Annotated in this window: 20 protein-coding genes; 13 read left to right on the top strand and 7 right to left on the bottom strand. The window is 70.9% G+C overall.

All coding sequences use genetic code 11. The annotated features are described in order from the left end of the window. Positions 1-93: 93 nt before the first annotated feature. Positions 94-969 (top strand): LysR family transcriptional regulator, encoded by an 876-nt coding sequence (locus FKO37_RS16320; protein WP_238604909.1) that lies wholly within the window; start codon positions 94-96, stop codon positions 967-969. A gap of 182 nt (positions 970-1,151) precedes the next feature. Then, complete coding sequence (locus FKO37_RS16315; protein WP_134730445.1) at positions 1,152-2,390, top strand: hypothetical protein; 1,239 nt, start codon at positions 1,152-1,154, stop codon at positions 2,388-2,390. Here FKO37_RS16315 and FKO37_RS16310 read toward each other — a convergent pair. Continuing rightward, positions 2,374-2,838 carry a phage tail protein gene (locus FKO37_RS16310; RefSeq protein ID WP_134662565.1) on the bottom strand — a complete coding sequence of 155 codons (465 nt, stop codon included), beginning with the start codon at positions 2,836-2,838 and terminating at the stop codon, positions 2,374-2,376. The genes FKO37_RS16315 and FKO37_RS16310 overlap by 17 nt on opposite strands. A gap of 145 nt (positions 2,839-2,983) precedes the next feature. Here FKO37_RS16310 and FKO37_RS16305 point away from each other — a divergent pair, with 145 nt between their 5' ends. Genes FKO37_RS16305 through FKO37_RS16295 form a run of 3 tightly spaced genes read left to right on the top strand, consistent with a single transcriptional unit; the run spans position 2,984 to position 4,952 of the window. Further along, the gene (locus FKO37_RS16305) at positions 2,984-4,078 is read left to right on the top strand and encodes a sensor histidine kinase (RefSeq protein WP_238604908.1); all 1,095 of its coding nucleotides are present in this window, start codon (positions 2,984-2,986) and stop codon (positions 4,076-4,078) included. Next, a complete protein-coding gene (locus tag FKO37_RS16300; protein WP_238604907.1) occupies positions 4,072-4,713 on the top strand; it encodes a response regulator transcription factor in 642 nt (213 codons plus the stop codon). Before FKO37_RS16305 ends, FKO37_RS16300 begins: the two co-directional genes overlap by 7 nt. Continuing rightward, positions 4,710-4,952, top strand: a complete 243-nt coding sequence (locus tag FKO37_RS16295) for a LuxR C-terminal-related transcriptional regulator (RefSeq protein ID WP_078870656.1) — start codon at positions 4,710-4,712, stop codon at positions 4,950-4,952. The genes FKO37_RS16300 and FKO37_RS16295 overlap by 4 nt, the downstream gene beginning before the upstream one ends. 9 nt (positions 4,953-4,961) lie before the next feature. On the opposite strand, the gene FKO37_RS16290 is transcribed toward FKO37_RS16295, so the two are convergent. Beyond that, positions 4,962-6,440 carry a cobyric acid synthase gene (locus FKO37_RS16290; RefSeq protein WP_238604906.1) on the bottom strand — a complete coding sequence of 493 codons (1,479 nt, stop codon included), beginning with the start codon at positions 6,438-6,440 and terminating at the stop codon, positions 4,962-4,964. Next, positions 6,437-7,432 (bottom strand): cobalamin biosynthesis protein, encoded by a 996-nt coding sequence (locus tag FKO37_RS16285; RefSeq protein WP_238604905.1) that lies wholly within the window; start codon positions 7,430-7,432, stop codon positions 6,437-6,439. The genes FKO37_RS16290 and FKO37_RS16285 overlap by 4 nt, the downstream gene beginning before the upstream one ends. Positions 7,433-7,468: 36 nt before the next feature. Here FKO37_RS16285 and FKO37_RS16280 point away from each other — a divergent pair, with 36 nt between their 5' ends. The 4 genes from FKO37_RS16280 (at position 7,469) to FKO37_RS16265 (ending at position 11,729) form a co-directional block, all read left to right on the top strand. Next, on the top strand, positions 7,469-8,074 hold the full coding sequence (locus tag FKO37_RS16280) for a bifunctional adenosylcobinamide kinase/adenosylcobinamide-phosphate guanylyltransferase (RefSeq protein ID WP_037817588.1): 606 nt from the start codon (positions 7,469-7,471) through the stop codon (positions 8,072-8,074). 10 nt (positions 8,075-8,084) lie between these two features. After that, positions 8,085-9,098, top strand: coding sequence for a nicotinate-nucleotide--dimethylbenzimidazole phosphoribosyltransferase (gene cobT / locus FKO37_RS16275; protein ID WP_037817589.1), 1,014 nt, complete (start codon positions 8,085-8,087; stop codon positions 9,096-9,098). A gap of 481 nt (positions 9,099-9,579) precedes the next feature. Continuing rightward, positions 9,580-10,335 carry an adenosylcobinamide-GDP ribazoletransferase gene (locus FKO37_RS16270; protein ID WP_238604904.1) on the top strand — a complete coding sequence of 252 codons (756 nt, stop codon included), beginning with the start codon at positions 9,580-9,582 and terminating at the stop codon, positions 10,333-10,335. A 194-nt stretch (positions 10,336-10,529) separates the two neighbouring features. Continuing rightward, positions 10,530-11,729 carry a hypothetical protein gene (locus FKO37_RS16265; RefSeq protein ID WP_238604903.1) on the top strand — a complete coding sequence of 400 codons (1,200 nt, stop codon included), beginning with the start codon at positions 10,530-10,532 and terminating at the stop codon, positions 11,727-11,729. Here FKO37_RS16265 and cobC read toward each other — a convergent pair. Genes cobC through FKO37_RS16245 form a run of 4 tightly spaced genes read right to left on the bottom strand, consistent with a single transcriptional unit; the run spans position 11,707 to position 16,673 of the window. Next, positions 11,707-12,732, bottom strand: coding sequence for an Rv2231c family pyridoxal phosphate-dependent protein CobC (gene cobC, locus FKO37_RS16260; protein WP_238604902.1), 1,026 nt, complete (start codon positions 12,730-12,732; stop codon positions 11,707-11,709). The two genes, FKO37_RS16265 and cobC, sit on opposite strands and share 23 nt — an antisense overlap. Next, positions 12,725-14,077 (bottom strand): cobyrinate a,c-diamide synthase, encoded by a 1,353-nt coding sequence (locus FKO37_RS16255; protein WP_238604901.1) that lies wholly within the window; start codon positions 14,075-14,077, stop codon positions 12,725-12,727. The genes cobC and FKO37_RS16255 overlap by 8 nt, the downstream gene beginning before the upstream one ends. Further along, complete coding sequence (gene cobO, locus FKO37_RS16250) at positions 14,071-14,685, bottom strand: cob(I)yrinic acid a,c-diamide adenosyltransferase (RefSeq protein ID WP_134730433.1); 615 nt, start codon at positions 14,683-14,685, stop codon at positions 14,071-14,073. Before cobO ends, FKO37_RS16255 begins: the two co-directional genes overlap by 7 nt. After that, positions 14,685-16,673: a putative cobaltochelatase gene (locus FKO37_RS16245; RefSeq protein ID WP_238604900.1), complete on the bottom strand. Its 1,989-nt coding sequence runs from the start codon at positions 16,671-16,673 to the stop codon at positions 14,685-14,687. The genes cobO and FKO37_RS16245 overlap by 1 nt, the downstream gene beginning before the upstream one ends. 70 nt (positions 16,674-16,743) lie before the next feature. Between FKO37_RS16245 and cbiE the strand changes: the two genes are divergently transcribed. From cbiE to FKO37_RS16225, 4 genes are read left to right on the top strand one after another with little or no spacing between them, the layout of a single operon-like run. Continuing rightward, positions 16,744-17,892, top strand: a complete 1,149-nt coding sequence (gene cbiE / locus FKO37_RS16240) for a precorrin-6y C5,15-methyltransferase (decarboxylating) subunit CbiE (RefSeq protein WP_238604899.1) — start codon at positions 16,744-16,746, stop codon at positions 17,890-17,892. Beyond that, on the top strand, positions 17,889-18,650 hold the full coding sequence (gene cobM / locus FKO37_RS16235; RefSeq protein ID WP_238604898.1) for a precorrin-4 C(11)-methyltransferase: 762 nt from the start codon (positions 17,889-17,891) through the stop codon (positions 18,648-18,650). The genes cbiE and cobM overlap by 4 nt, the downstream gene beginning before the upstream one ends. Further along, positions 18,647-19,657 carry a Gfo/Idh/MocA family protein gene (locus tag FKO37_RS16230; protein ID WP_238604897.1) on the top strand — a complete coding sequence of 337 codons (1,011 nt, stop codon included), beginning with the start codon at positions 18,647-18,649 and terminating at the stop codon, positions 19,655-19,657. Before cobM ends, FKO37_RS16230 begins: the two co-directional genes overlap by 4 nt. Further along, on the top strand, positions 19,654-20,391 hold the full coding sequence (locus tag FKO37_RS16225) for a cobalt-precorrin-6A reductase (protein WP_238604896.1): 738 nt from the start codon (positions 19,654-19,656) through the stop codon (positions 20,389-20,391). The genes FKO37_RS16230 and FKO37_RS16225 overlap by 4 nt, the downstream gene beginning before the upstream one ends. Positions 20,392-20,395: the final 4 nt, after the last annotated feature.

Here is a 20,395-nt window from a genome sequence, read left to right as displayed (position 1 = left end):
TCCCTGGCGGCGGTGTTCCCCAGAGTCTTCGTCCCGCGACCTATGCTGTCCAATACCTGTCCGGACCCATTCCGATACCTCGGAGGCATAGGCGTGGAACTGCGTGTGGTGCGTTATTTCCTGGCCGTCGTGCGGGAAGGCTCGGTCACCGCCGCGGCGCGCGCCGTCCGGGTCGCGCAACCGTCGCTGTCGCGGCAGCTTCGCGCGCTGGAAACCGAACTCGGGGTGGCGTTGTTCTCGCGGTCGCCGGGTTCGCTCACCCTCAGCGCGGCAGGCACCCGGTTCGTGCCGATCGCCCAGGACCTGGTGCGCCGTGCAGAGGAGGCGGGCGCGGTGATGGCGGCGATCGGCCGCACCGAGGACACCCCGCTGACGCTCGTCGCTCCGCCGAGCACAGTGGACAGCCTGCTGGCGCCGTTCATGGCCACCGGCAAGGCCGGGCCGGTGCTGCGGGATGCCTTCCCGGTCCCGCCGGACCAAGTTTTCGACCGGCTCCTGCACAGCAGCGCCGACCTCGGCATCTCGACGTCCCCGCCGCCCGCGCAGCTGGAAACCGCCGCGCTGGGCCGGGTCCTGGTCAGCGCACAGGTCCGGCCCGGCCACCGCTGGTACGACGCGGAGTCGATCCCGCTGGCCGAGCTGGCCACCGAACCGTTGCTGGTGATGAACCGCAGCAACGCCGCGCGCCTGGTCGTGGACGAAGCGTTCCACCGCGCCGGACTCGTCCCGGCCGAACTGAACGAGACCGGCTCCCCCAGCGTCGCCCAGGCCCGCGCCGCCGGCCGCGGCGAGGTGTGCCTGGTGACCGACCTGGTCCGGTTCGGCCTGCGCTCCATCCCGATCGAAACCCCCGACGGGATGCTGACGGTGCCGCTGTACGCCGGATGGCGGCGGGACCACTACGCCCGGCCGTCGATTCTGGCGTTGATCGAGGGGTTGCGGGAGTTTCGTGGCGCGTTGAGCGAATGATCAGCAGTCGGTGAGAATTTTTGGTTGCGGCACAACGGGTTTGACTACTTCGTCGCGGCGCCGAGACCTCCCTTACGCGCCGGACCACCGCGGCAGGCCGCCACCTCTACTGCACGATCTCGCGGTAACTCTTCACCCGACTCGGTGACCCGGCGGCCCGATCCGTGCTAAACAGTGCGGCGATGGGAAAACTGACCCGCCGGGCCCGGGCCACGGCCGACTATCTCGTCTTCGTCGGAGCCGGGGAATGGCCGGTCGCCGTGTCCGCGCTCGGGGTCGTGCTCGGCGCCGTCACGATCCTGCCGAGCGCGTTCGGCGTCGTCGTGTCGATCGTCGCGCTCCTGCTCGGCCTGCTGACCCTCGTGCGGGACATCCGCCTCCTGCGGAAACGGTGGGCCGGTTACGAGTTCACCGCGATCGTCGCGCCGTTCCCGATCGCCGACACTCCGCCGCCGCAGGCCTATCCCGACGCGCAGTACCTGGCGGTTCCCTCCCGCGGCACCGCATTGGTCAGCGACGCCATCGACGCGGCGCTCGCCGAAACCACCTTCAGCATCACCGTCGCCGAGGATCCCTACCGGCTGCCCGCGAAGCTGAAGGCGACCGCGCCGCACGTGCTGCCGTTGCGGGCTCGCGGCCGGTTGCTGTTCAACGGCCCGATCGTCGGCATGCGCGGCGAACCGCTGCCGGTAGCCGGGGCGCGGCCGGCGCCGATCGTCCTGCATCGCGCCCGGTTCTTCGACGCGGTCTGCAGCAACGAACTGGCGTCGCTGCGCATCACGAACTCCGCCGACGGCCACGAGTACGACCTGCGCAACGAGGAACTGACCGACTCGTCCGGCGCGCTGCGGACCCTCGGCGCGAGCACGCTCGCCGACCTCGTCGGCGTGTCCACGATCGCGTTCACCTCGGACGGCCTGCTCGTCGTGGTCCGCCAGTCGGCCCGCAACTCGGCCAGCGGGCTCCTGCTCGCCCCGTCCGGAAGCGGCAGCCTGGAACCGCGGGATCTCCTTACCCCGCAAGGAGGAACCCGCCGGACCCTGCACACCGCGGTGTGTGCGGGGATGGAACGCGAACTGTGCGAAGAGGCGGCCGTCCGGCCCAACGAGATCTCCGAGACGCGGCTGACCGGTTTTGCACGCTGGCTCGAACGCGGCGCGAAACCGGAGTTCTTCGGCGTGACCCGGCTGTCCGTCGACAGCACCGAACTGACCAGCCGCCGCGCGAAGGGCGCGGAACGGCTTTACAGCGCCGGAGTCACCGTCCTGGAAATCGATCTGGCCGCGCTGGGCGAGGAACTGGCCGACGGCGTACCGGTGGCCGAAGCGAACGCCTTGCCGCCGAGGCTGCGCGACGACAGTTCCCTGCCGCTGCTGCTGTGCCTGCGCAGCGCCGCGCTGCGGGTCAGTACGCGTTCTTGATGACGAAGTAGGACCCGCGGATCGTCCCGGCGAGCTTCGACTTCTGGCGCGCGAACTTGAACTTGTCGGCGAGTTCCTCCGGGACGTCCATCCCGTCGGACAGCTTGAACCCGACGGCCCGCTTGCCGCCCTCTTCGAGGGTGTACATGACGTTGATCGACAGGCCGCTCTCGTAGAACACGTAGGACATCCGGATGCCGTCGACCTCGAATTCGGTCGCCTCGAGCGGCCGCGAGGCGATGACGAGATCGCGTTCTTCCTTGAGGATCCGGTGCACCCAGTCGATGATCTCCGGGACCTCGGCCGCGGGCTCGACGGTGAAGACGTGGTCGTACTTGTTCTTGAAGTAGCGCGCCTCGTTCGCCCGCAGCCCGGCGAGCGCGTCCGCGACCGGGGAAGACTCCAGGCCGACAGTCGACACGGCGGTGAAATCGACGGCGTAGGACATGATCCGCACTCCCGGGCTGGGTTTGATCGCGACGCTCGGCAGAATACCCGGGGAAAACCCTTCGGCAACCGGAGCGGCCGCCGGACCCCGGTTTCCCTCGAAGACGCCCGGTGGGGGAATTTCGTGCAGGGCTTACGGTGGCGGGGTGCGCAACCACCTGATCGACCTGGCCGTGGCGCTCGCCGTGCTAGGCCTGACGCTGGCCGGTGACCTGCCGGACGCGGACCACCCGTGGTTCTGGCCGATCGCGGTCGCGGTGATGTTCCTGGCGGTGCTCCTCCGCCGCCGGTTCCCGTTGCCCGCGATGCTGGTCTCAGTCGGCGTCGCGCTGGCCACGCCGCCGTTGTGGGGCACCTCCGTCACTCTTTACACGGTCGCTTCGCTGCGCGGGCTCCGCTGGCCGACCGCGGTCGCCGTTCTCGCGGAAACCGGACTGCTCGTGTCGTTCGTCCGGCCGGCGAACCTGCCGGACTGGAAGACGTTCGGGCTCGCCCTCGGCATGGAGGTCGTCGTCCCGACGCTGGCCGGGCTGTGGATGCACCAGCGCGCGGCCTTGCTCGCGGCCCTGCGCGACCGCGCGGAGCAGGCCGAACGCGAGCGCGATCTGCTCGGCGAGCGGGCCGTGACGGCCGAGCGGCGGCGGATCGCGCGCGAGATGCACGACGTCGTCGCGCACCGGGTCAGCATCGTCGCGCTGCAGGCGGGCGCGCTTTCCGTGCGGGCCAAGGACGACGAGACCGCGCAGCTCGCCGAGGTGATCCGCGAATCGAGTTCCGCCGCGCTCAACGAATTGCGCGACATCCTGAAGGTGCTCCGCGACGACGGCCCGGAGCCGCGTTCGCTGCCGGACCCGACGCTGGACGGGGTCCGCCAGCTCGCCGACGACCTCGCCGCCGCCGGTGCGCAGGTGCGCGCCAGCCTGCCGGAACCGATGCCGGACGTGCCCGACCCGATCGGGCGTGCGGCGTACCGGATCGTGCAGGAAGCGCTCACGAACGCGGCGAAACACGCGCCGGGAACGACCATCGACGTGCGACTGTCCACATCCGACGACGACCTGGTGGTCGAAGTCGCCAACCCGCTCGCCGATTCGTCCGGGCTGCCGGGCGCGGGCTACGGCGTGATCGGCATGCGCGAACGCGTCACGCTGACCGGCGGAACACTCCGCGCCGGCCCGGACGGCACGGGCAGCTACCGGGTGCGGGCCGCGTTCCCGCTGCGAGCGGAGGAATCGTGCTGAAAATCCTGCTGATCGACGACGAGGTGCTCGTGCGCAGCGGCATCCGGATGATCCTGGAGTCCGACCCGGGGATCGAGGTGGTCGCGGAAGCCGGCGACGGCCGCGAAGCGCTCGCACTCGTCCGCGAACACCGGCCCGACCTCGTGCTCACCGACGTGCAGATGCCCGAGGTCGACGGCCTGGAGGTGACCCGCCTGGTGACCGCCGAACCGGACGCGCCCGCGGTGGTCGTGCTGACGACGTTCGACCTGGACGAGTACGTGCACGAGGCGCTTCGCCACGGTGCCACGGGTTTCCTGCTGAAAGACACGCCGCCGCGCGAACTGATCAAGGCGATGCACGTGGTGGGCAGCGGTGAGGCGATGCTGTCGCCGTCCATCACCCGGCGGCTGCTGACGCACTTCGCCACCGCCGCCACGCCGACACCCGCCCGCGCCCGGCTCGAACCCCTGACACCCCGCGAACGCGAGGTCGCGGTGGCCGTCGGGCAGGGCTCGAGCAACGCTGAGATCGCCCGTGCGCTGGAGCTCAGCGAAGCGACCGTGAAGGTCCACTTGGGACGGATCATGGCCAAGACCGAAGCCGCCAACCGCACGCAAGTCGCGATTCTGGTGCACGACGCCGGGCTCGCCTGAACCGTCCAGTCAGCGCTGCTGACGACTGCTCACGGACTCCGCCGCCACGCCGACGCCCGCCCCGCGAACGCGAGGTCGCGGTCGCCGTCGGGCAGGGCTCGAGCAACGCCGAAATCGCCCGTGCACTCGGCCTCAGCGAAGCGACCGTGAAGGTCCACTTGGGACGGATCATGGCCAAGACCGAAGCCGCGAACCGCACACAGGTCGCGATCCTGGTGCACGACGCCGGGCTCGCCTGAACCCTCCGGTCAGGGAGCTCCCGGCGGCACGAACGGCAACCCGCCCGGCGCGCCCGCCTCCGCCAGCGCCATCAGCATTCCAGTGTCCACTTCGGACTGGATCGCGTCGGCCAGCCGGTCCAGCATGTCCTCGCGCAGGTCCGCGAACCCCGGCGCGCCCTCGGCCGCCCGCCATTCGATGCCCGCCTGCGCCGCGGCTTCGGCAAGCCAAGCGCGCCGGAACCCGTCGTTCTCCAAGGCACCGTGCCACGTCGTGCCCCAGACCGAACCGACGCGGTAACCGTCCAAAAACGACTCCGCGTCCGCCGGGCCGGCGCTGCCGTGGTGGATTTCGTAAGCGTCCACGCGATGCCCGCGCCATTCGCCGACCGGACGGCCGAGCACCTTCTCCCCCGCGAACGTCACTCGCGTCGGCAAGAGCCCGAGCCCGTCCACCAGACCAGCGCCGGATTCGACGTCGTCCTCAATGGACTCCGCGAGCATCTGGTACCCGCCGCAGATCCCCAGCACTGGACGCCCCGCCGCGGCCCGTGCCGTCACCGCGTCCGCCAAACCCCTGCTGCGCAACCACTTCAGATCGTCCACAGTGGCCCTCGACCCCGGCAGCACGACCAAGTCCGCCGCGGCGACGGTGTCCGGATCGGCGGTCAGGCTCACCGTCACGCCGGGCTCCGCCGCGAGCGCGTCCACGTCGGTCGCGTTGGACGCCCGCGGGAACCGCACCACCGCGACGCGCAATCCGCGTTGCGCGGCTTCGTGCCGCCATCCGGCCGCGGCGAGAGCGTCCTCCGAGTCGATCCACACCCGGTCCAGCCACGGCAGCACGCCGAGCACCGGCCGCCCGGTGACCTTCTCCAGGCTGTTCAGACCAGGCTGCAGCAGTCCGACGTCACCGCGGAATTTGTTCACCAGCCAGCCCGCGACCAGCGCCTGGTCCTCGGCCGACAGCAACGCGAGCGTGCCGTACATCGCCGCCAGCACCCCGCCGCGGTCGATGTCGCCGACCACCAGCACCGGCAGCGAAAACCGCCGGGCCAGGCCCATGTTGACGTAGTCGCCGGAACGCAGGTTGATCTCCGCCGGACTGCCCGCGCCCTCGCAGACGACGAGGTCAAACCGTTGCTGCAGCTCGGAAAACGCCCCGAAGGCGATCTCCGCGAGCCCTGCCCGGCCAGTGGCGTACTCCCCGGCTTCGAGGGTGCCGTACGGCTTGCCGAGCGCGATGACGTGACTGCGCCGGTCGCTGCCCGGCTTGAGCAGCACCGGGTTCATCGCCGCTTCCGGCTCCACCCGCGCGGCCCGCGCCTGCAGCCACTGCGCGCGGCCGATCTCCGCGCCGTCCGCGCAGACCATCGAGTTGTTCGACATGTTCTGCGCCTTGAACGGTGCGACCCGCACGCCGCGCCGCGCGAACCAGCGGCAGATTCCGGCGGTGACCAGGCTTTTCCCGGCGTCGGAGGTGGTCCCGGCGATCAGCAGCCCGCTCATCCCGCCACCGTAATGCCCGGAGCGGCCGGTCCGGTGAACCGCCCCGCACTCCGCGACCTGCTCACCGCGATCCCGGCCGCGACCGCCAGCGCCGCCGCCCCGACCAGCCGCGACAACCGCACCGCCCGGCGCAGATCGCTCGCCCCCGGCGGACGTCCGTCGCCCAGTGTGCTCCGGCGCTCGACCTCGCCGTGATACGTGTTCGTCCCGCCGAGCCGGATGTCCAGCGCCCCGGCGAAAGCCGCCTCGACCTGTCCCGCGTTCGGGCTCGGATGCGCGCTCCCGTCGCGTCGCCAAGCCCGCCAGGCCGACCGGGCGTGGCCGCCGGCGAGCGGCGCGGTCACCGCCGTCAGCACTGCGCCGACGCGTGCCGGCACCAGATTGGCCCAGTCATCGGTGCGCGCGGCGAACCAGCCGAAGTTGCGGTGCCGCGGCGAGCGGTAGCCGACCATCGCGTCGAGGGTGTTCACCGCGCGGTACCCGAGCAGCCCCGGCACGCCCGCGACCGCGCCCCACAGGAGCGGCGCGACGACCGCGTCGGAGGTGTTCTCGGCGATCGATTCGGTGGCCGCGCGGGTCAGCTCGGCCGTGCCGAGACCGGTGGCGTCGCGCGCGCAGAGGTGGCTGAGCCGCTGCCGGGCGGCGGGCAATTCACCCGATTCGAGTAATCGCGCCATTTCGCGCCCCTCCGCGGCGAGCCCGCGGCCGCCCAGGACGGCCCACGTCGCCGCGGCGGTCAGGACAAATCGGACACCCGGCCGGTTCCGGGCGGCTCGTTCCGCGAGGATGCCGAGCCCGGCGGCCGAGCCCGCGCAGACCGCCGCGTACGCCGCCCCGCGCGGCTTGGAATCGGCCCACCACCAGCGTTCCAGCTGGCCAGCGGCGGTGCCGAAGGCCGCGACCGGATGTCCCCGGCGCGGGTCGCCGAAGCAGGCGTCGGCGGCGTATCCGGCGATCAGCCCGGCCGCGGTGACGGCTTGTCGGAGTGGCACGTGGCGAACCGTAGCGCTAGGGAGAGAATGCCGGGTATGACCAAGCTGACGCACCGGCTCGCCGGGTCTCTCGAAACCCTGGCGCAGGCCCTCCGCCGGTACGGACGCGACGACGGCAAGGTGCTCGTTCTCGGCGGGGTCCGCTCGGGCAAGTCGAGGCACGCGGAGCGGCTCGTCGCGCACCACCCCCACCTCGTGTACGTCGCTCCCGGGCTGCCCCCGTCGGCCGAGGACCCGGAATGGGCCGCCCGGGTCGAGGCGCACCGGGCCCGCCGCCCGCGCCACTGGACGACGGTCGAGACCACCGACCTGGCGACCGTGCTGCGCAACGCGACGAGCCCGTTGCTGATCGACTGTCTCGGCACCTGGCTCTCGCGGGTCCTCGACGAGGTGGGCGCGTGGTCGGGCAAAACGGGCTGGGAGCGCAGACTGGACGACCGGCTCGAGGATTTCCTCGCCGCGTGGAGCCAGGCCCGGGTGCCGATCGTCGCGGTCAGCAACGAGGTCGGCAGCGGTGTGGTGCCCGCAACGGTGTCCGGACGGCTGTTCCGTGATGTGCTGGGCGCACTCAACAACCGGGTGTCCGCCGACAGCGACCGGGTGTCGCTCATCGTCGCCGGGCGGGCGCTCGACCTTCCGTGAGGAGCCAGCCGTGCCGAGTTTCGCCATCCCCGTCCCGGACGCCGCCGCCCGCGCCGCCGCCTTGGAGCGCCTGGACGGCCTGGTCAAACCGGTCGGCTCGCTCGGTCGGCTGGAAGAACTCGCGGCCTGGCTGAGCGCCGCGCACGGGGCGGTCCCGCCGCGCCCGCTGGACGACGTCCGCGTGGTCGTCTTCGCCGGCGACCACGGGGTGTCGGCGCAGTCGGCGTACCCCCGCGAGGTCACCGCGGCGATGGTGCGCGTGTTCCTCGCCGGGCGAAGCGGAGTAACGGTCCTCGCGGCACAGGTCGGGGCTTCGGTGCGGGTAGCGGACATCGCGGTCGACTGGGACGCCTCGGACGTTCCCGCCGAAGTCACCGCCCACAAGATCCGCCGCGGTTCGGGCGCCATCGACGTCGAGGACGCGTTGGCGCCCGGCGAGGCACTTGCCGCGTTTGAGGCGGGACGGGCCATCGCTGCTTCGGAGTCCACTGCGGACGTTCTCATTCCCGGCGACATGGGCATCGGCAACACGACCGTCTGCGCCGCGGTCGTCGCTTCTGCGCTGGGCCTTCCCGCGGCCGAGGTGGTAGGCACCGGCACCGGGGTGTCCGGGGAGGCCTTGGAGCGCAAGACCGCTGTCGTCGCCGCTGCCCTGTCGCGACGCCCCGTGACCGACCCCTTCGACCGCCTGACCGCCCTCGGCAGCGCCTGCCTCGCCGCGACGGCCGGCTTCCTGGTGGAGGCGGCCGTCCGGGGAATCCCGGTGGTGCTGGACGGAATCTTCTCGGCGACAGCGGCCTTGGTGGCCCGGGACATCGCGCCCGGGGCTGAGCAGTGGTGGCTGGCCGGACATCGTTCGACGGAGCCCGCGCAAGCGTTTGCGTTGAAGGCGCTGGGGTTGACGCCGATCCTCGACCTGGGCCTGCGCCTCGGCGAGGGCAGCGGGGCGGTGCAAGCCGTGCCGACCCTGCGCGCGGCGCGCGCGGTGATCGCGGAGATGGGTTTGCTGGCGGACCTCGGGTGACCGGGGTGCGCGAAGGGCAGGCCTTGCGCCGGAGTCGGTTCGAGGCTTGGCCTGGGGGCGGGGTTGCGGCTCGGGCTGGGGTTGTTGCTGGGGTTCGGCTCGCGGATTCGGCTGGGCTCCGGCTCGCGGATTCGGCTGGGCTTCGGCCCGCGGATTCGGCTGCGGTCCGGGCCGGGGCTTTGGCTGGAGTTCGGCTTGCGGGTTCGACTGGGGTTCAGTTCGCAGGTCCGGCTGGGATCCGGCTCGCGGTCTTGGCCGGGATTCGACCCGGGGTCCCCGCTGGGGTTGAACCCGGTGCCCAGCGCGGGACTCGGTTCGTGGCCCGGTTCGCGGATCGGCGCGGCATCCATTCTGCTGGGGATCGCCCCAATGTGGCGTTGGGTGCGCTAGACGCACCCAATGTGGCATTCGGTGCACCCCACGCAACCAAAGCCGCATTCGTCGCGCCCCACGCACCCAACGCCGCATTGGGGCGCGCCTCGTGACCCGGCTCAGCGACGGAATCCGCCTCGCCGTCGGCACCCTCACCACCGTCCCGGTGCCCGCGCCGCGTGTGATCGATCGGCGGGTCGCGGGCGTGGCGATGGCGCTCGGCCCGCTTGCCGCGCTCCCGCTCGCCGCGGTGGCGGGGCTCATCGTCGCGGGCGGGACTGCGATCGGGCTCCCCGCGCTGGCCGTAGCCGCGCTGGCGCTGGGGGCGGTAGCCCTGGGCAGCCGCGGACTGCATCTCGACGGGCTGGCCGACACCGCCGACGGACTCGGTGCCTCCTACGACCGCGCGAAAGCCCTCGACGTCATGCGCCGCGGCGACTCCGGGCCCACCGGTGTCGCAACGTTGCTCTTCGTCCTGCTCGTCCAGACCGGCGCGCTGACCGGCGCGATCGCACACGGACACGGCATCGCCGCCGCCGTCCTTTCCGTCCTCTGTGGACGGTGCGTGCTCTCGCTGTGCTGCGCACGAGGGGTCCCCTCGGCCCGGCCGGAGGGCTTGGGCGCGACGGTCGCCGGATCGGTTCCGGTCCTGGCGGCCGTACTGGTGTTCGTACTCGCGGCGGGGTGCGCCGCGTTGACGCCGGGTTTGCCGTGGTGGCGAGGGGGTCTCGCGGTAGCGCTCGGGTACGCGGCCGCGGCGGTGCTGCTGGCCCGGTGCGTCCAGCGCATCGGCGGAGTGACCGGCGACGTCCTCGGCGGGTGCGTCGAAGTGGCGGTGGCGGCGGCGTTGCTGGCGACCGCCTAGGTCACATACCAGGCGTCGTCCAAACCGGACAGGTGACCCACACAAGGATTTCGCCGACGTCCGCCACGAAAACGCGCCGCTCACATCGCCGTCCGAGACGCCGCCGGGCGCGGTGAAATCGACGCTCAGGCTGCGACGCGAGCTCCACTCGTGTTACCAAGGAAGAGTCCGCGACGCATGACCGAGGGGACCTCGTGGCATCCAGCTCGCCCGCATCCGCGCACTTTACCCGGCGTCGGCTGTTCCAGTTGTCCGCCGGTTTTTCGGTTTTCGCCACGGCTGCCTGCAGTTCGACGCCCGATGCCCCGGCCCCGAACACCGCGGTGCCCAAGCCGGACGGAGCGCTCGGGGCGAATTTCAACGCCGATCCGGACACCATGGGCTGGGACGAGCTTCAGCGGTCCGGCGCGAAGTGGGTGCGCGGGTTCACCGCGATGCCCGACCTGGACAAGCACGCTGCCACCGAAAACCCGACGATCAAGACCTTGCTGCAAGCGGCCGATCGCCAGTACGGCACCGTTCTGTCGCTCAAGTTCCCGTATTTTCCCGACTCCCACAAACCGATTCCGCGGCCCGGGACCCCGGAGATGCAGACCGATCTCGCGCGGGTCGACAAAGTGCTTCCCGCCGTGATGGACAAGGTCGACATCCTGGTGATCGGCAACGAGCCGTTCATCGAATGCCCGCGGGCGGACTGGAACAACGGCGCGCTCAACGAATTCTACGAGACCGTCGCCGCTCACGTGATCAAGCAGCGCAAGGGAAAGACCGCCCTCTACATGGGCGCGCTCAACAATCTCGAGGATCCCAAGTGGACTGGAGCGGGCACCGAACGCTGGCTGAAGTACGTCCGAGACACGCCGGAGATCGCGGGCACCGACCTTCATCCGCACGTCGGCGCGCCGGACGAGGTTCAGGCGTTTCTCGATTACACCCTGCCCAAGCTGGGCGGCAAGAAGTTCCTCGTCACCGAGTTCTCCCTGGTCCAACTGTGGAAGAAACATCTCGCCGACCGGATCTCGGCCGAGTACGCGGGCAAGTACCACGTGCCGCAGGACACCAAGGTCTGGCAAGTCATCCGCAACGCGCTGCACCGGCCGTTCCCCAAGGCGCGGTGGGACGATTTCCTCCGCACCAGCCCGTGGTTCGAGAACAACAAGAACTTCCTCGCCGACCAGATGACGAAGTTCCGCGCGACCGGAAAGCTCGCCGTCGCCGCGTACGGCATCGATCAGGGCATCGCTGCGCTCAAGGGCGGGGACTTCGGACCGGATACTCCGCCGTGGCTGCTCAACAGCGTGTTCGCGCGCGCGACCGTGCAGAAGAATCCCGACGGCACGGCAGCGCCGAATTACGCTTGGCTTGAGGAATTCACCGCGCTCCAGAAGCATTAGCCAGCGCAGCAAGGAAAGCGTCCGTCGTCGCGCGGTCTCGGACCGCGAGGCGAAGGTGGTCGGGGCCAAGGCCGGGGAAAGTGTCACCGCGACGGACGGCGTAGCCTGCTTCGCGCAGTCGCAATCGGACGTCCGCACCGCCGGGGACTCGGATCAGCACGAACGGGCCGCGCGGGGTGCCGAGTACGGGAATTCCCTGGGCGGCCAAGCCGGATTCCAGGTAGTCGCGGTCGGCTTCCGCGGCGGCGGCCAGTTTTTCAGCTTCTTCCAGGGCGGCGGGACGACAGCAGGCAACCGTCGCCACAGCGGCCAAAGTGGACACTGACCAGGGTGGCTGTACCGCGCGCAAACGGGCGATCAGTGACGGTTCGGCGAGGACGTATCCGGCTCGCAGGCCCGCCAAGCCCCACGTTTTGGTGAGGCTTCGCACCACCACCACGCCGGGGATTCGTTCTCCGGCAAGGCTTTCGACTTCTCCGGGGACGGCGTCGAGGAAAGCTTCGTCCACCACGAGCACCCGCCCGGGGCGTGCCAAGGCCCGCAGCGAATCGGCGGGGTGCAGGACCGAGGTCGGATTGGTCGGGTTGCCGACGAAGACCAGGTCGGCCGAATCAGGGACCGCGGCGGGATCTAAGCGGTAACCGTCCACTTCGGACAAGGTGACTCGGTCGACGGTGTGTCCGGCGGCGCGCAGAGCGGCTTCCGGTTCGGTGAATTGCGGGTGGACTACCACTGCGTGCTCAGCGGGAAGCGAAGCCAGCAGCGTAAACGCTTCCGCGGCACCGGCAGTCACCAGGACGTCGGCGAAATCCCGGCCATGGCGGGCAGCGACGGCTTCCGCGGCGAGGGTCGGATCCGGGTAGGCGGCCAGGTCATCCAGGGCGGCGGCGAGTTCCGCACGCAGCCACGAAGGCGGAGCCGGGAGCCGGACGTTCACAGCCAGGTCGACAAGTCCCTCGCCGACTTCGCGATCGCCGTGGTGGTGGAGGTCGTACTCAGCCATGGACTGCTGCCAGGGAATGAGCACGCACCCGCGAGGCGAAACGGTCTGCCAGTTCGGGATGCCCGGCCCAGTGAACGTGCAGGTAAGACGCGTGCAGCGAAGCCGAGGCGAACCCGTCCAGGCTGCGATCCCAGCCCCACGCGGCGGTTTCTCCGTGCGCGGGAGTGATTTCGGTGCGGTGGAATTCGTGTCCGGTGACCCGTTGCCCGGCCACTGCGAGCACGTTGTCCACGACCGAGACCGCCCGGCGGTAACCGAGTTTCCCCCGCGACGTCATGGTCGCGTCCGCGGCGACCGCGCCGACCATCGGCAATCCGTCCAGAGAACGACACAGGTACAGCAAGCCCGCGCATTCCGCGCTCACCGGCATTCCGGCGTCGATAGCCTCACCGACTGCCGTCCGGAGTTCCACATTGGACGACAGCTCGGCAGCGTGCACTTCCGGGAATCCGCCACCGAAGTACAACCCGGCGCACCCGGCGGGCAGGGCCTTGTCTCGCAAGGGGTCGATGTCCACGACGTCGATTCCGCGAGCGGCCAGCAATTCGATGTTCTCGGCGTAGCGGAAGGTGAACGCCGGACCGCCAGCAGCGGCGAGGGTCGCACGCGGACCGTCCCACTCGGGACCGGCATTCCACAAAGGACCAGTCAGTGCGGGGGCGCTTCGGGCCACCCGCACGATGCCTTCGAGATCGACCCCAGCGGCAACCCATTCCGCCAGTTCCGGCAGCAGCCGCTGCGACTCCGCCGCCCGTTCGACGGCCGGAACCAACCCGAGATGCCGACTCGGCGCGTGCACGTTTTCGTTGCGCCGCAAGGCACCCAGCAACGGGACGCCAGTCGCTTCCAGCGCGGTGACAATCTCGTCCTCGTGCCGTTGCGAGCCCAGTTTGTTCAGGATCACCCCAGCCAGCCGGACGCGGGTGTCGTACTGCGCGAACCCCAGCACGGTCGCCGCGACGCTGCGCGAAGCCGCCGAAGCGTCGACCACCAGCACGACCGGCGCGTCGAGCAGCCGCGCGACATGGGCGGTCGACGCGTAGCCTTCGGTGCCCAAAGCGCCGTCGAAAAGGCCCATCACTCCTTCGATGACCGCGATGTCCGCGCCCGCGGAACCGTGGCGCAGCAACGGAACCAGCGTGTCCTCGCCTTGCAGGAACGGGTCCAGGTTCCGTGCGGGGCGGCCGGTGGCGAGCGAATGGTAGCTGGGGTCGATGAAGTCCGGACCGACCTTGTGCCCGGACACGGCGTGCCCGGCGGTGCGCAACGCGGCCATCAGACCGGCCGCGATGGTGGTTTTGCCGTGCCCGGAACCGGGTGCGGCAATGACGACCCGTGCTACCACTCGATCCCCCGCTGGCCCTTCTGCCCGGCGTCCATCGGGTGCTTCACCTTCGTCATTTCCGCGACCAGATCCGCGGCCTCGATCAACTCCGGCGGCGCGTAACGGCCGGTGATCACGACGTGCTGGTGCCCGGGCCGCGCGGCCAAAGTGGACACCACGTCGTCGACCTCGAGCCAGCCCCATTTGAGCAGGTAGCTGAATTCGTCCAGGACATAGAAATCGTGCGTTTCGGCGGCGAGCCGGCGCTTGATTTCCGCCCAGCCCTCCTGGGCGTTGGCGGCATGGTCCTCTTCGGACCCTTGCTTGCGCGACCAGCTCCAGCCCTCGCCCATTTTGTGCCACTCGACCGGACCGCCCTGTCCGGTGTCGTCGTGCAGCTTCCCGAGCGCCTTGAACGCGGCTTCCTCGCCGACGCGCCACTTCGCCGACTTCACGAACTGGAACACGCCGATCGACCAGCCCTGATTCCACGCGCGCAAAGCCATGCCGAACGCCGCGGTGGATTTCCCTTTCATCTCGCCGGTGTGCACGGCGAGCAGCGGACGGTTGCGGCGCTGCCGCGTGGTGAGCCCGTCCTTCGGCACGACAGCCGGTTTTCCCTGCGGCATCAGGCAGCCCTCCCCGTCCGTTCGCGCACGGCCGAGGCCAGCGATTCAGCGGCCACATCGGACAGTGGCACGTGTTCGGCTCCCAAATGCCCGGCCAGTTCCGCGGCCAGGCCGAGACGCATCCGGCCGGTCTCGCAGTCCATCACGATCGTCGTCACGTCCGTCAGCAAACCCGCGGCGGCCTTGGCCCGCGCGACCGCGTCGGAACCGCTCGTGGCGCGGCCGTCGGTGACGAGCACCAGCAGCGGCCGACGGCGCGGATCCCGGATCGCCTCGACCCGCAGCACCCGCGCGGCTTCCAGCAATCCCTCAGCCAGTGGCGTGCGGCCGCCAGTCGGCAAGCCTTCCAGCCGGGCCGCTGCGGCTTCGACACTGATTGTCGGCGGGAGCGCCAGCTCGGCGTCCGAGCCACGGAACGTGACGAGACCGACCTTGTCTCGCCGTTGGTAGGCGTCCAACAGCAGCGACAGCACCGCGGTCTTCACTTCCCGCATCCGCGCCCGCGCGCCCATCGAGCCCGACGCGTCCACACAGAACAGCACCAGATTGCCTTCGCGGCCTTCGCGCAGCGCGAACCGCAGATCCGCGGACCGCACTTCGAGACCCGCCCCGGACCGGCCCCGCGCCTGCTGATGCGGTGCGGCAGCACGGATCGTCGCGACCAGGTGCGGCCGTCCCTCCCGCACGCTGGGCGGCTGCACGCCGATCGTCCGGCCGGTGTCGGTGATCGCGCGCGACCGACGGCCCCGCTCGCCCTCGCCGGTGCCCTTCACCCGGAAGACCCGCGCCCGAAAGGTATCCCCGGCACTGACCGTCTTCTGCGGCGAAGACCCATTGCCCGACGGGGCCGGGGTTTCACCGCTGTCAGTGGGCGGAGGACCGTCCGAACCAGACGGGCCACCGTCCGGCGGCGGGCCGCCGTCATCCGGACCGGGGCCGCCCTCGCCGGGCCCGTCGTCGTCCGGTCCCTCGGGCGGCGGCTGCGAATCCTCCAGCGCCTGCTCCAGCTGCTCCTCGGAAATCCCCGGCGCGTCAAACGGATTCCGCCGCCGCCGGTGCGGCAGCGCGAGCCGCGCCGCGACCCTGATGTCCTCGGTGGTGACCTCGGCGCGCCCGGCCCACGCCGCGTGCGCGACCGCCGTCCGCGCCGTCACGATGTCCGCGCGCATGCCGTCGACCTCGAACGACGCGCACACCTCGGCGATCTGCCGCAGCGCCTCGTCCGGCAGCTTCACCGACGGCAGAAGCCGTTGCGCCGCCTCGATCTTCGCCGCCAGCTCCGCGTCCGCCGAGGCGTAGCCGTCGGCGAAACCGTCCGGGTCCGCTTCGTAGGCCAGCCGCCGCCGGACGACCTCGACGCGCTGCTCCGGATCCCGGCTCGACGCGACCTCGACGGTCAGGCCGAACCGGTCGAGCAGCTGCGGCCGCAGTTCGCCCTCCTCCGGGTTCATCGTCCCGATCAGCACGAACCGCGCCGCGTGCGAAACCGAAACGCCCTCGCGCTCGACCGTCGCCCGGCCCATCGCCGCCGCGTCGAGCAGCGTGTCCACCAGATGGTCGTGCAGCAGGTTGACCTCGTCGACGTACAGCAGCCCGCGATGCGCGGCGGCCAGCAGGCCGGGCTGGTAGTCGGTGACGCCCTCGGCCAGCGCCTTCTCCAGGTTCAGCGAGCCGACGACCCGGTCCTCCGCCGCGCCGACCGGCAGTTCCACCAGCCGCGCCGGCCGCCGGTGCGCGGGAGCGCCCGCCGCGTGCGGCCCGTCCGGGCACGCCGGGTCCGGGCTGACCGGGTCGCACGAGAACCGGCAGTGCTCCACCACGTCGACGCCCGGCAGCAGCCCCGCGAGCGCGCGCACCATGGTCGACTTCGCGGTGCCCTTCTCGCCCCGCACCAGCACCCCGCCGACCGCGGGCGAGATCGAGGACAGGACGAGCGCCAGACGCAGGTCCGGCATCCCGACGACAGCGGTGAACGGATAGGGCTTCAAGAGCACTCCCTCGTGGGTCGGCGTCCGGCCGATCATCGCACAGCGAAGCCTTCGCTTAGGGTGGGAAATCGTGCGCGAAGAATCACGCCTGACGGTGGTCGGGATCGGGGCCGACGGGTGGGCCGGGCTCACCCCCGCGGCCCGCGACGCCGTGCGGCAGGCGGACGTCGTGCTCGGTTCGGAACGGCAGCTGAAATCCCTGCCCGCGGACCTCCGGACCCAGCCCTGGCCGAGCCCGCTGCTCCCCGCGCTCGACGAAATCCTCGCGAAGCAGACCGGCCAGGTGTGCGTGCTGGCCAGCGGCGATCCGTATCTGTCCGGCATTGCCACCACCCTCCGTGACCGCGGCTACGCGCTCGACGTCCACCCTGCGGTTTCGTCAGCGACACTGGCCCGCGCGCGGCTCGGCTGGTCGTTCGAGGAAACCGAGGTCGTGACCGTCGTCGGCCGCGCTGTCCACCGCGTCGCGCGAGCCCTGGCACCCAACCGGAAACTGCTGGTCCTGGGCGCCTCCGCAGCAGAACTGCGCGAGTTGCTCAAAGCCCGCGGGTACGGCGATTCCGCCCTTACCGCCTGGGAAAACCTCGGCGCGGACGACGAGCGCGGCTCCGACGGCTGGACCTGCGACCCCGGCCCGCTCACTGTGTTCGCCGTGCTCTGCAAGGGTCCCGGCCTCCCGCTCGTCGGCCTCCCCGACGACGCCTTCGAGCACGACGGCCAGCTCACCAAACGCGACCTCCGCGCGTCCGCCCTCGCCCGCCTCGCCCCAGCTCCGGGCGAACTTCTGTGGGACGTCGGCGCGGGCGCGGGCAGCATCGGGATCGAATGGTCCCGTGCCCATCCACTGAACCGCGCCATCGCGATCGAACGCGACCCCGCGCGCGCCGAACGCGTCCAGCGCAACGCCAATACCCTTGGCGTGCCGGACTTACAGGTGGTCACCGGCCCGGCGCCCGAGGCATTCGCCGGACTCCCCCGCCCGGACGCGATCTTCGTCGGCGGCGGCCTGACCGTGCCCGGCGTCCTCGACCAGTGTGTCGAAACCGACGCCCGGATCGTCGCGCACGGTGTCACCCTCGAAGCCGAGCAGATCCTGGCCGCCGCGTACGCCCGGCACGGCGGGGAACTGCAACGGATCTCCGTGGAGCACGCGAAACCGCTCGGCGGGTTCACCGGATGGACGCCGTCCCGAGCAGTCACGCAGTGGAGCTGGAAATGACCGTTTACTTCATCGGCGCCGGACCGGGCGCGGCCGACCTGATCACCGTGCGCGGCCGCGACCTGCTCGCGCGCTGCCAGGTGTGCCTGTACCCGGGCAGCATGACGCCGACCGACCTGCTCGCCTACTGCGCGCCGGACGCCGAGCGCGTCGACACCGCGAACCTCAGCCTCGACCAGATCACCGCGAAACTGATCGAAGCGCATCAAGCCGGGCAGGACGTCGCGCGGCTGTGTTCCGGAGACCCGTCGCTGTACAGCGCGGTCGCGGAACAGGTCCGGCGGCTGGAACCGGAAGGCGTGCCGTACGAGATGGTCCCCGGCGTTCCGGCGTTCGCCGCGTCCGCCGCCGTGCTCGGCCGCGAACTGACCGTCCCGGGAATCGGGCAGAGCCTCGTGATCACACGCGCGCAGGCGAGGTCCACCGCGATGCCGGACGCCGAAACGCTGGAGAATTTCGCCCGCACCGGCACGACTCTCGCGCTGCACCTGGCGATCAACCATGTCGAGCGCGTCACCGAAGAACTCGCCGGGCACTACGGCGAGGACTGTCCGGCCGCCGTCGTCGCGCTGGCCAGCCAGCCCGGCGAAACGGTGGTCCGCGGCACGCTCAAGGACATCGCCGGTCAAGCGCGGGCCGCCGGAATGACCCGCGCGGCCACGATTTTCGTCGGCCGGGTCCTCGCCGCGGGCGGATTCCCGGACAGTTTCCTGTATTCGAGCACCCGGGACCGGGCGAGCCAACCGGAGTCGTTGTGACCGAACTGCGCTGGGGCCTGCTGGCCACCGGGACCATCGCCGCCGAATTCGCCGCCGGCGTCGAGCAAAGCCGCCACGGCGTGCTCGCCGCGGCGGCCTCGCGCACGGCCCAGCGGGCGCAGGATTTCGCGACCAGGTACGAAATCCCGAAGGCGTACGGCAGCTACGAGGAACTCCTCGCCGACCCGGACGTCGACGCGGTCTATGTCGCCACCCCGCACGCGCAGCACGAGGAATGGGCGATCCGAGCCGCCGAAGCGGGCAAGCACGTGCTGTGCGAGAAACCGCTCACGCTCACCGCGCCCGACGCGGAGAAAGTCATCGATGCCGCGCGGCGCAACGACGTTTTCCTCATGGAAGCGTTCATGTACCGCATGCACCCGCAGACGCGACGGCTGGTCGAGCTGATCGAATCCGGCGCGATCGGCGAGGTCCGCGCCGTGGACGTCACGTTCAGCTTCGACTCCGACGCGAACGACGCGGCCCGCCTCGGCGACCCCGCGCTCGGCGGCGGCGGAATCCTCGACGTCGGCTGCTACTGCACCTCGCTGGCCCGGCTGGTTTCGCAGGCCGCGACCGGAATCCCGGCGGTCGAGCCGACGCTGGTCACCGGCATGGCGCGGCTCACCGAAAGCGGCGTCGACGAGTTCGCGATGGGCCTGCTGCGGCTGCCCGGCGACATCATCGCGCAGATGTCCTGCGGTTACCTGCTCACCCAGGACGACCACATCCGGATCTACGGCACCGCCGGCCAGCTGTACGTGCCGAAGCCCGCGTGGATCCACGAACTGCGCGCGCCGGGCGTTTCGACGATCGTGCTGACTCCGTCGGACGGCGAGCCGGAGGTCATCGAAATCGAAGCCACGCAAGGGGTTTACGCGCGGGAAGCGGACTACGTCGCCGCGCATGTCGCGGACCGGCAAGGCCCGGAGCTGACCTGGGCCGAAACGCTCGCCAACATGCGCACGCTCGACCGGTGGCGCGCGGCCGTCGGGTACGGGCGATGACCGTCCTGATCCTGGGCGGCACCGCGGAGGCCCGCGACCTCGCCGCACAGCTGCACGAACGCGGCGTCCCGGTGGTCTCCTCGCTGGCCGGACGCGTCACGCGACCACGCCTGCCGGTCGGAGAAGTGCGGATCGGCGGGTTCGGCGGCGTCGAAGGCCTTACGACCTGGCTGCGCGAAAACGGTGTCCGGGCAGTGGTCGACGCCACGCATCCGTTCGCGGAACGCATCGGCGCCAACGCTTTCCATGCCACCCAAGCCGCGGGCATTCCGCTCCTGCGGCTCGCGCGCCCCGGCTGGCAGCCGAGCGAAGACGATCGCTGGCACTGGGCAGACGACCTCGAAGAGGCCGCCGCACTCCTGCCCGGCCTCGGCACCCGCGTGTTCCTCACCAGCGGCCGCCAGGGCCTGGCCGCCTTCGCCGACCTCGACCCGCTGTGGTTCCTGATCCGCTGCGTCGACCCGCCCGGCCAGCCGCTGCCGCGCCGCCACGAGGTGGTGCTCGACCGCGGCCCGTACCGCCTCGACAGCGAACGCGCGCTGATGACCGAACACGACATCGACGTGCTGGTCACCAAGGACAGCGGCGGCGCGATGACGGCCGCGAAGCTGACCGCCGCGCGGGAACTCGGCCTGCCGGTGGTCGTCGTGCGCCGGCCGCCCCGACCGTCCGCTCCGGAAGCCACGGAAACCACAGACGCAGCCGCCGCCGTCGAATGGGTGCTCAGCCGATGAACGC

It is taken from the genome of Amycolatopsis sp. Poz14, assembly GCF_006704225.1.
Lineage (GTDB): Bacteria > Actinomycetota > Actinomycetes > Mycobacteriales > Pseudonocardiaceae > Amycolatopsis > Amycolatopsis nivea.
This window is presented reverse-complemented; position numbering and strand designations above follow the sequence as displayed.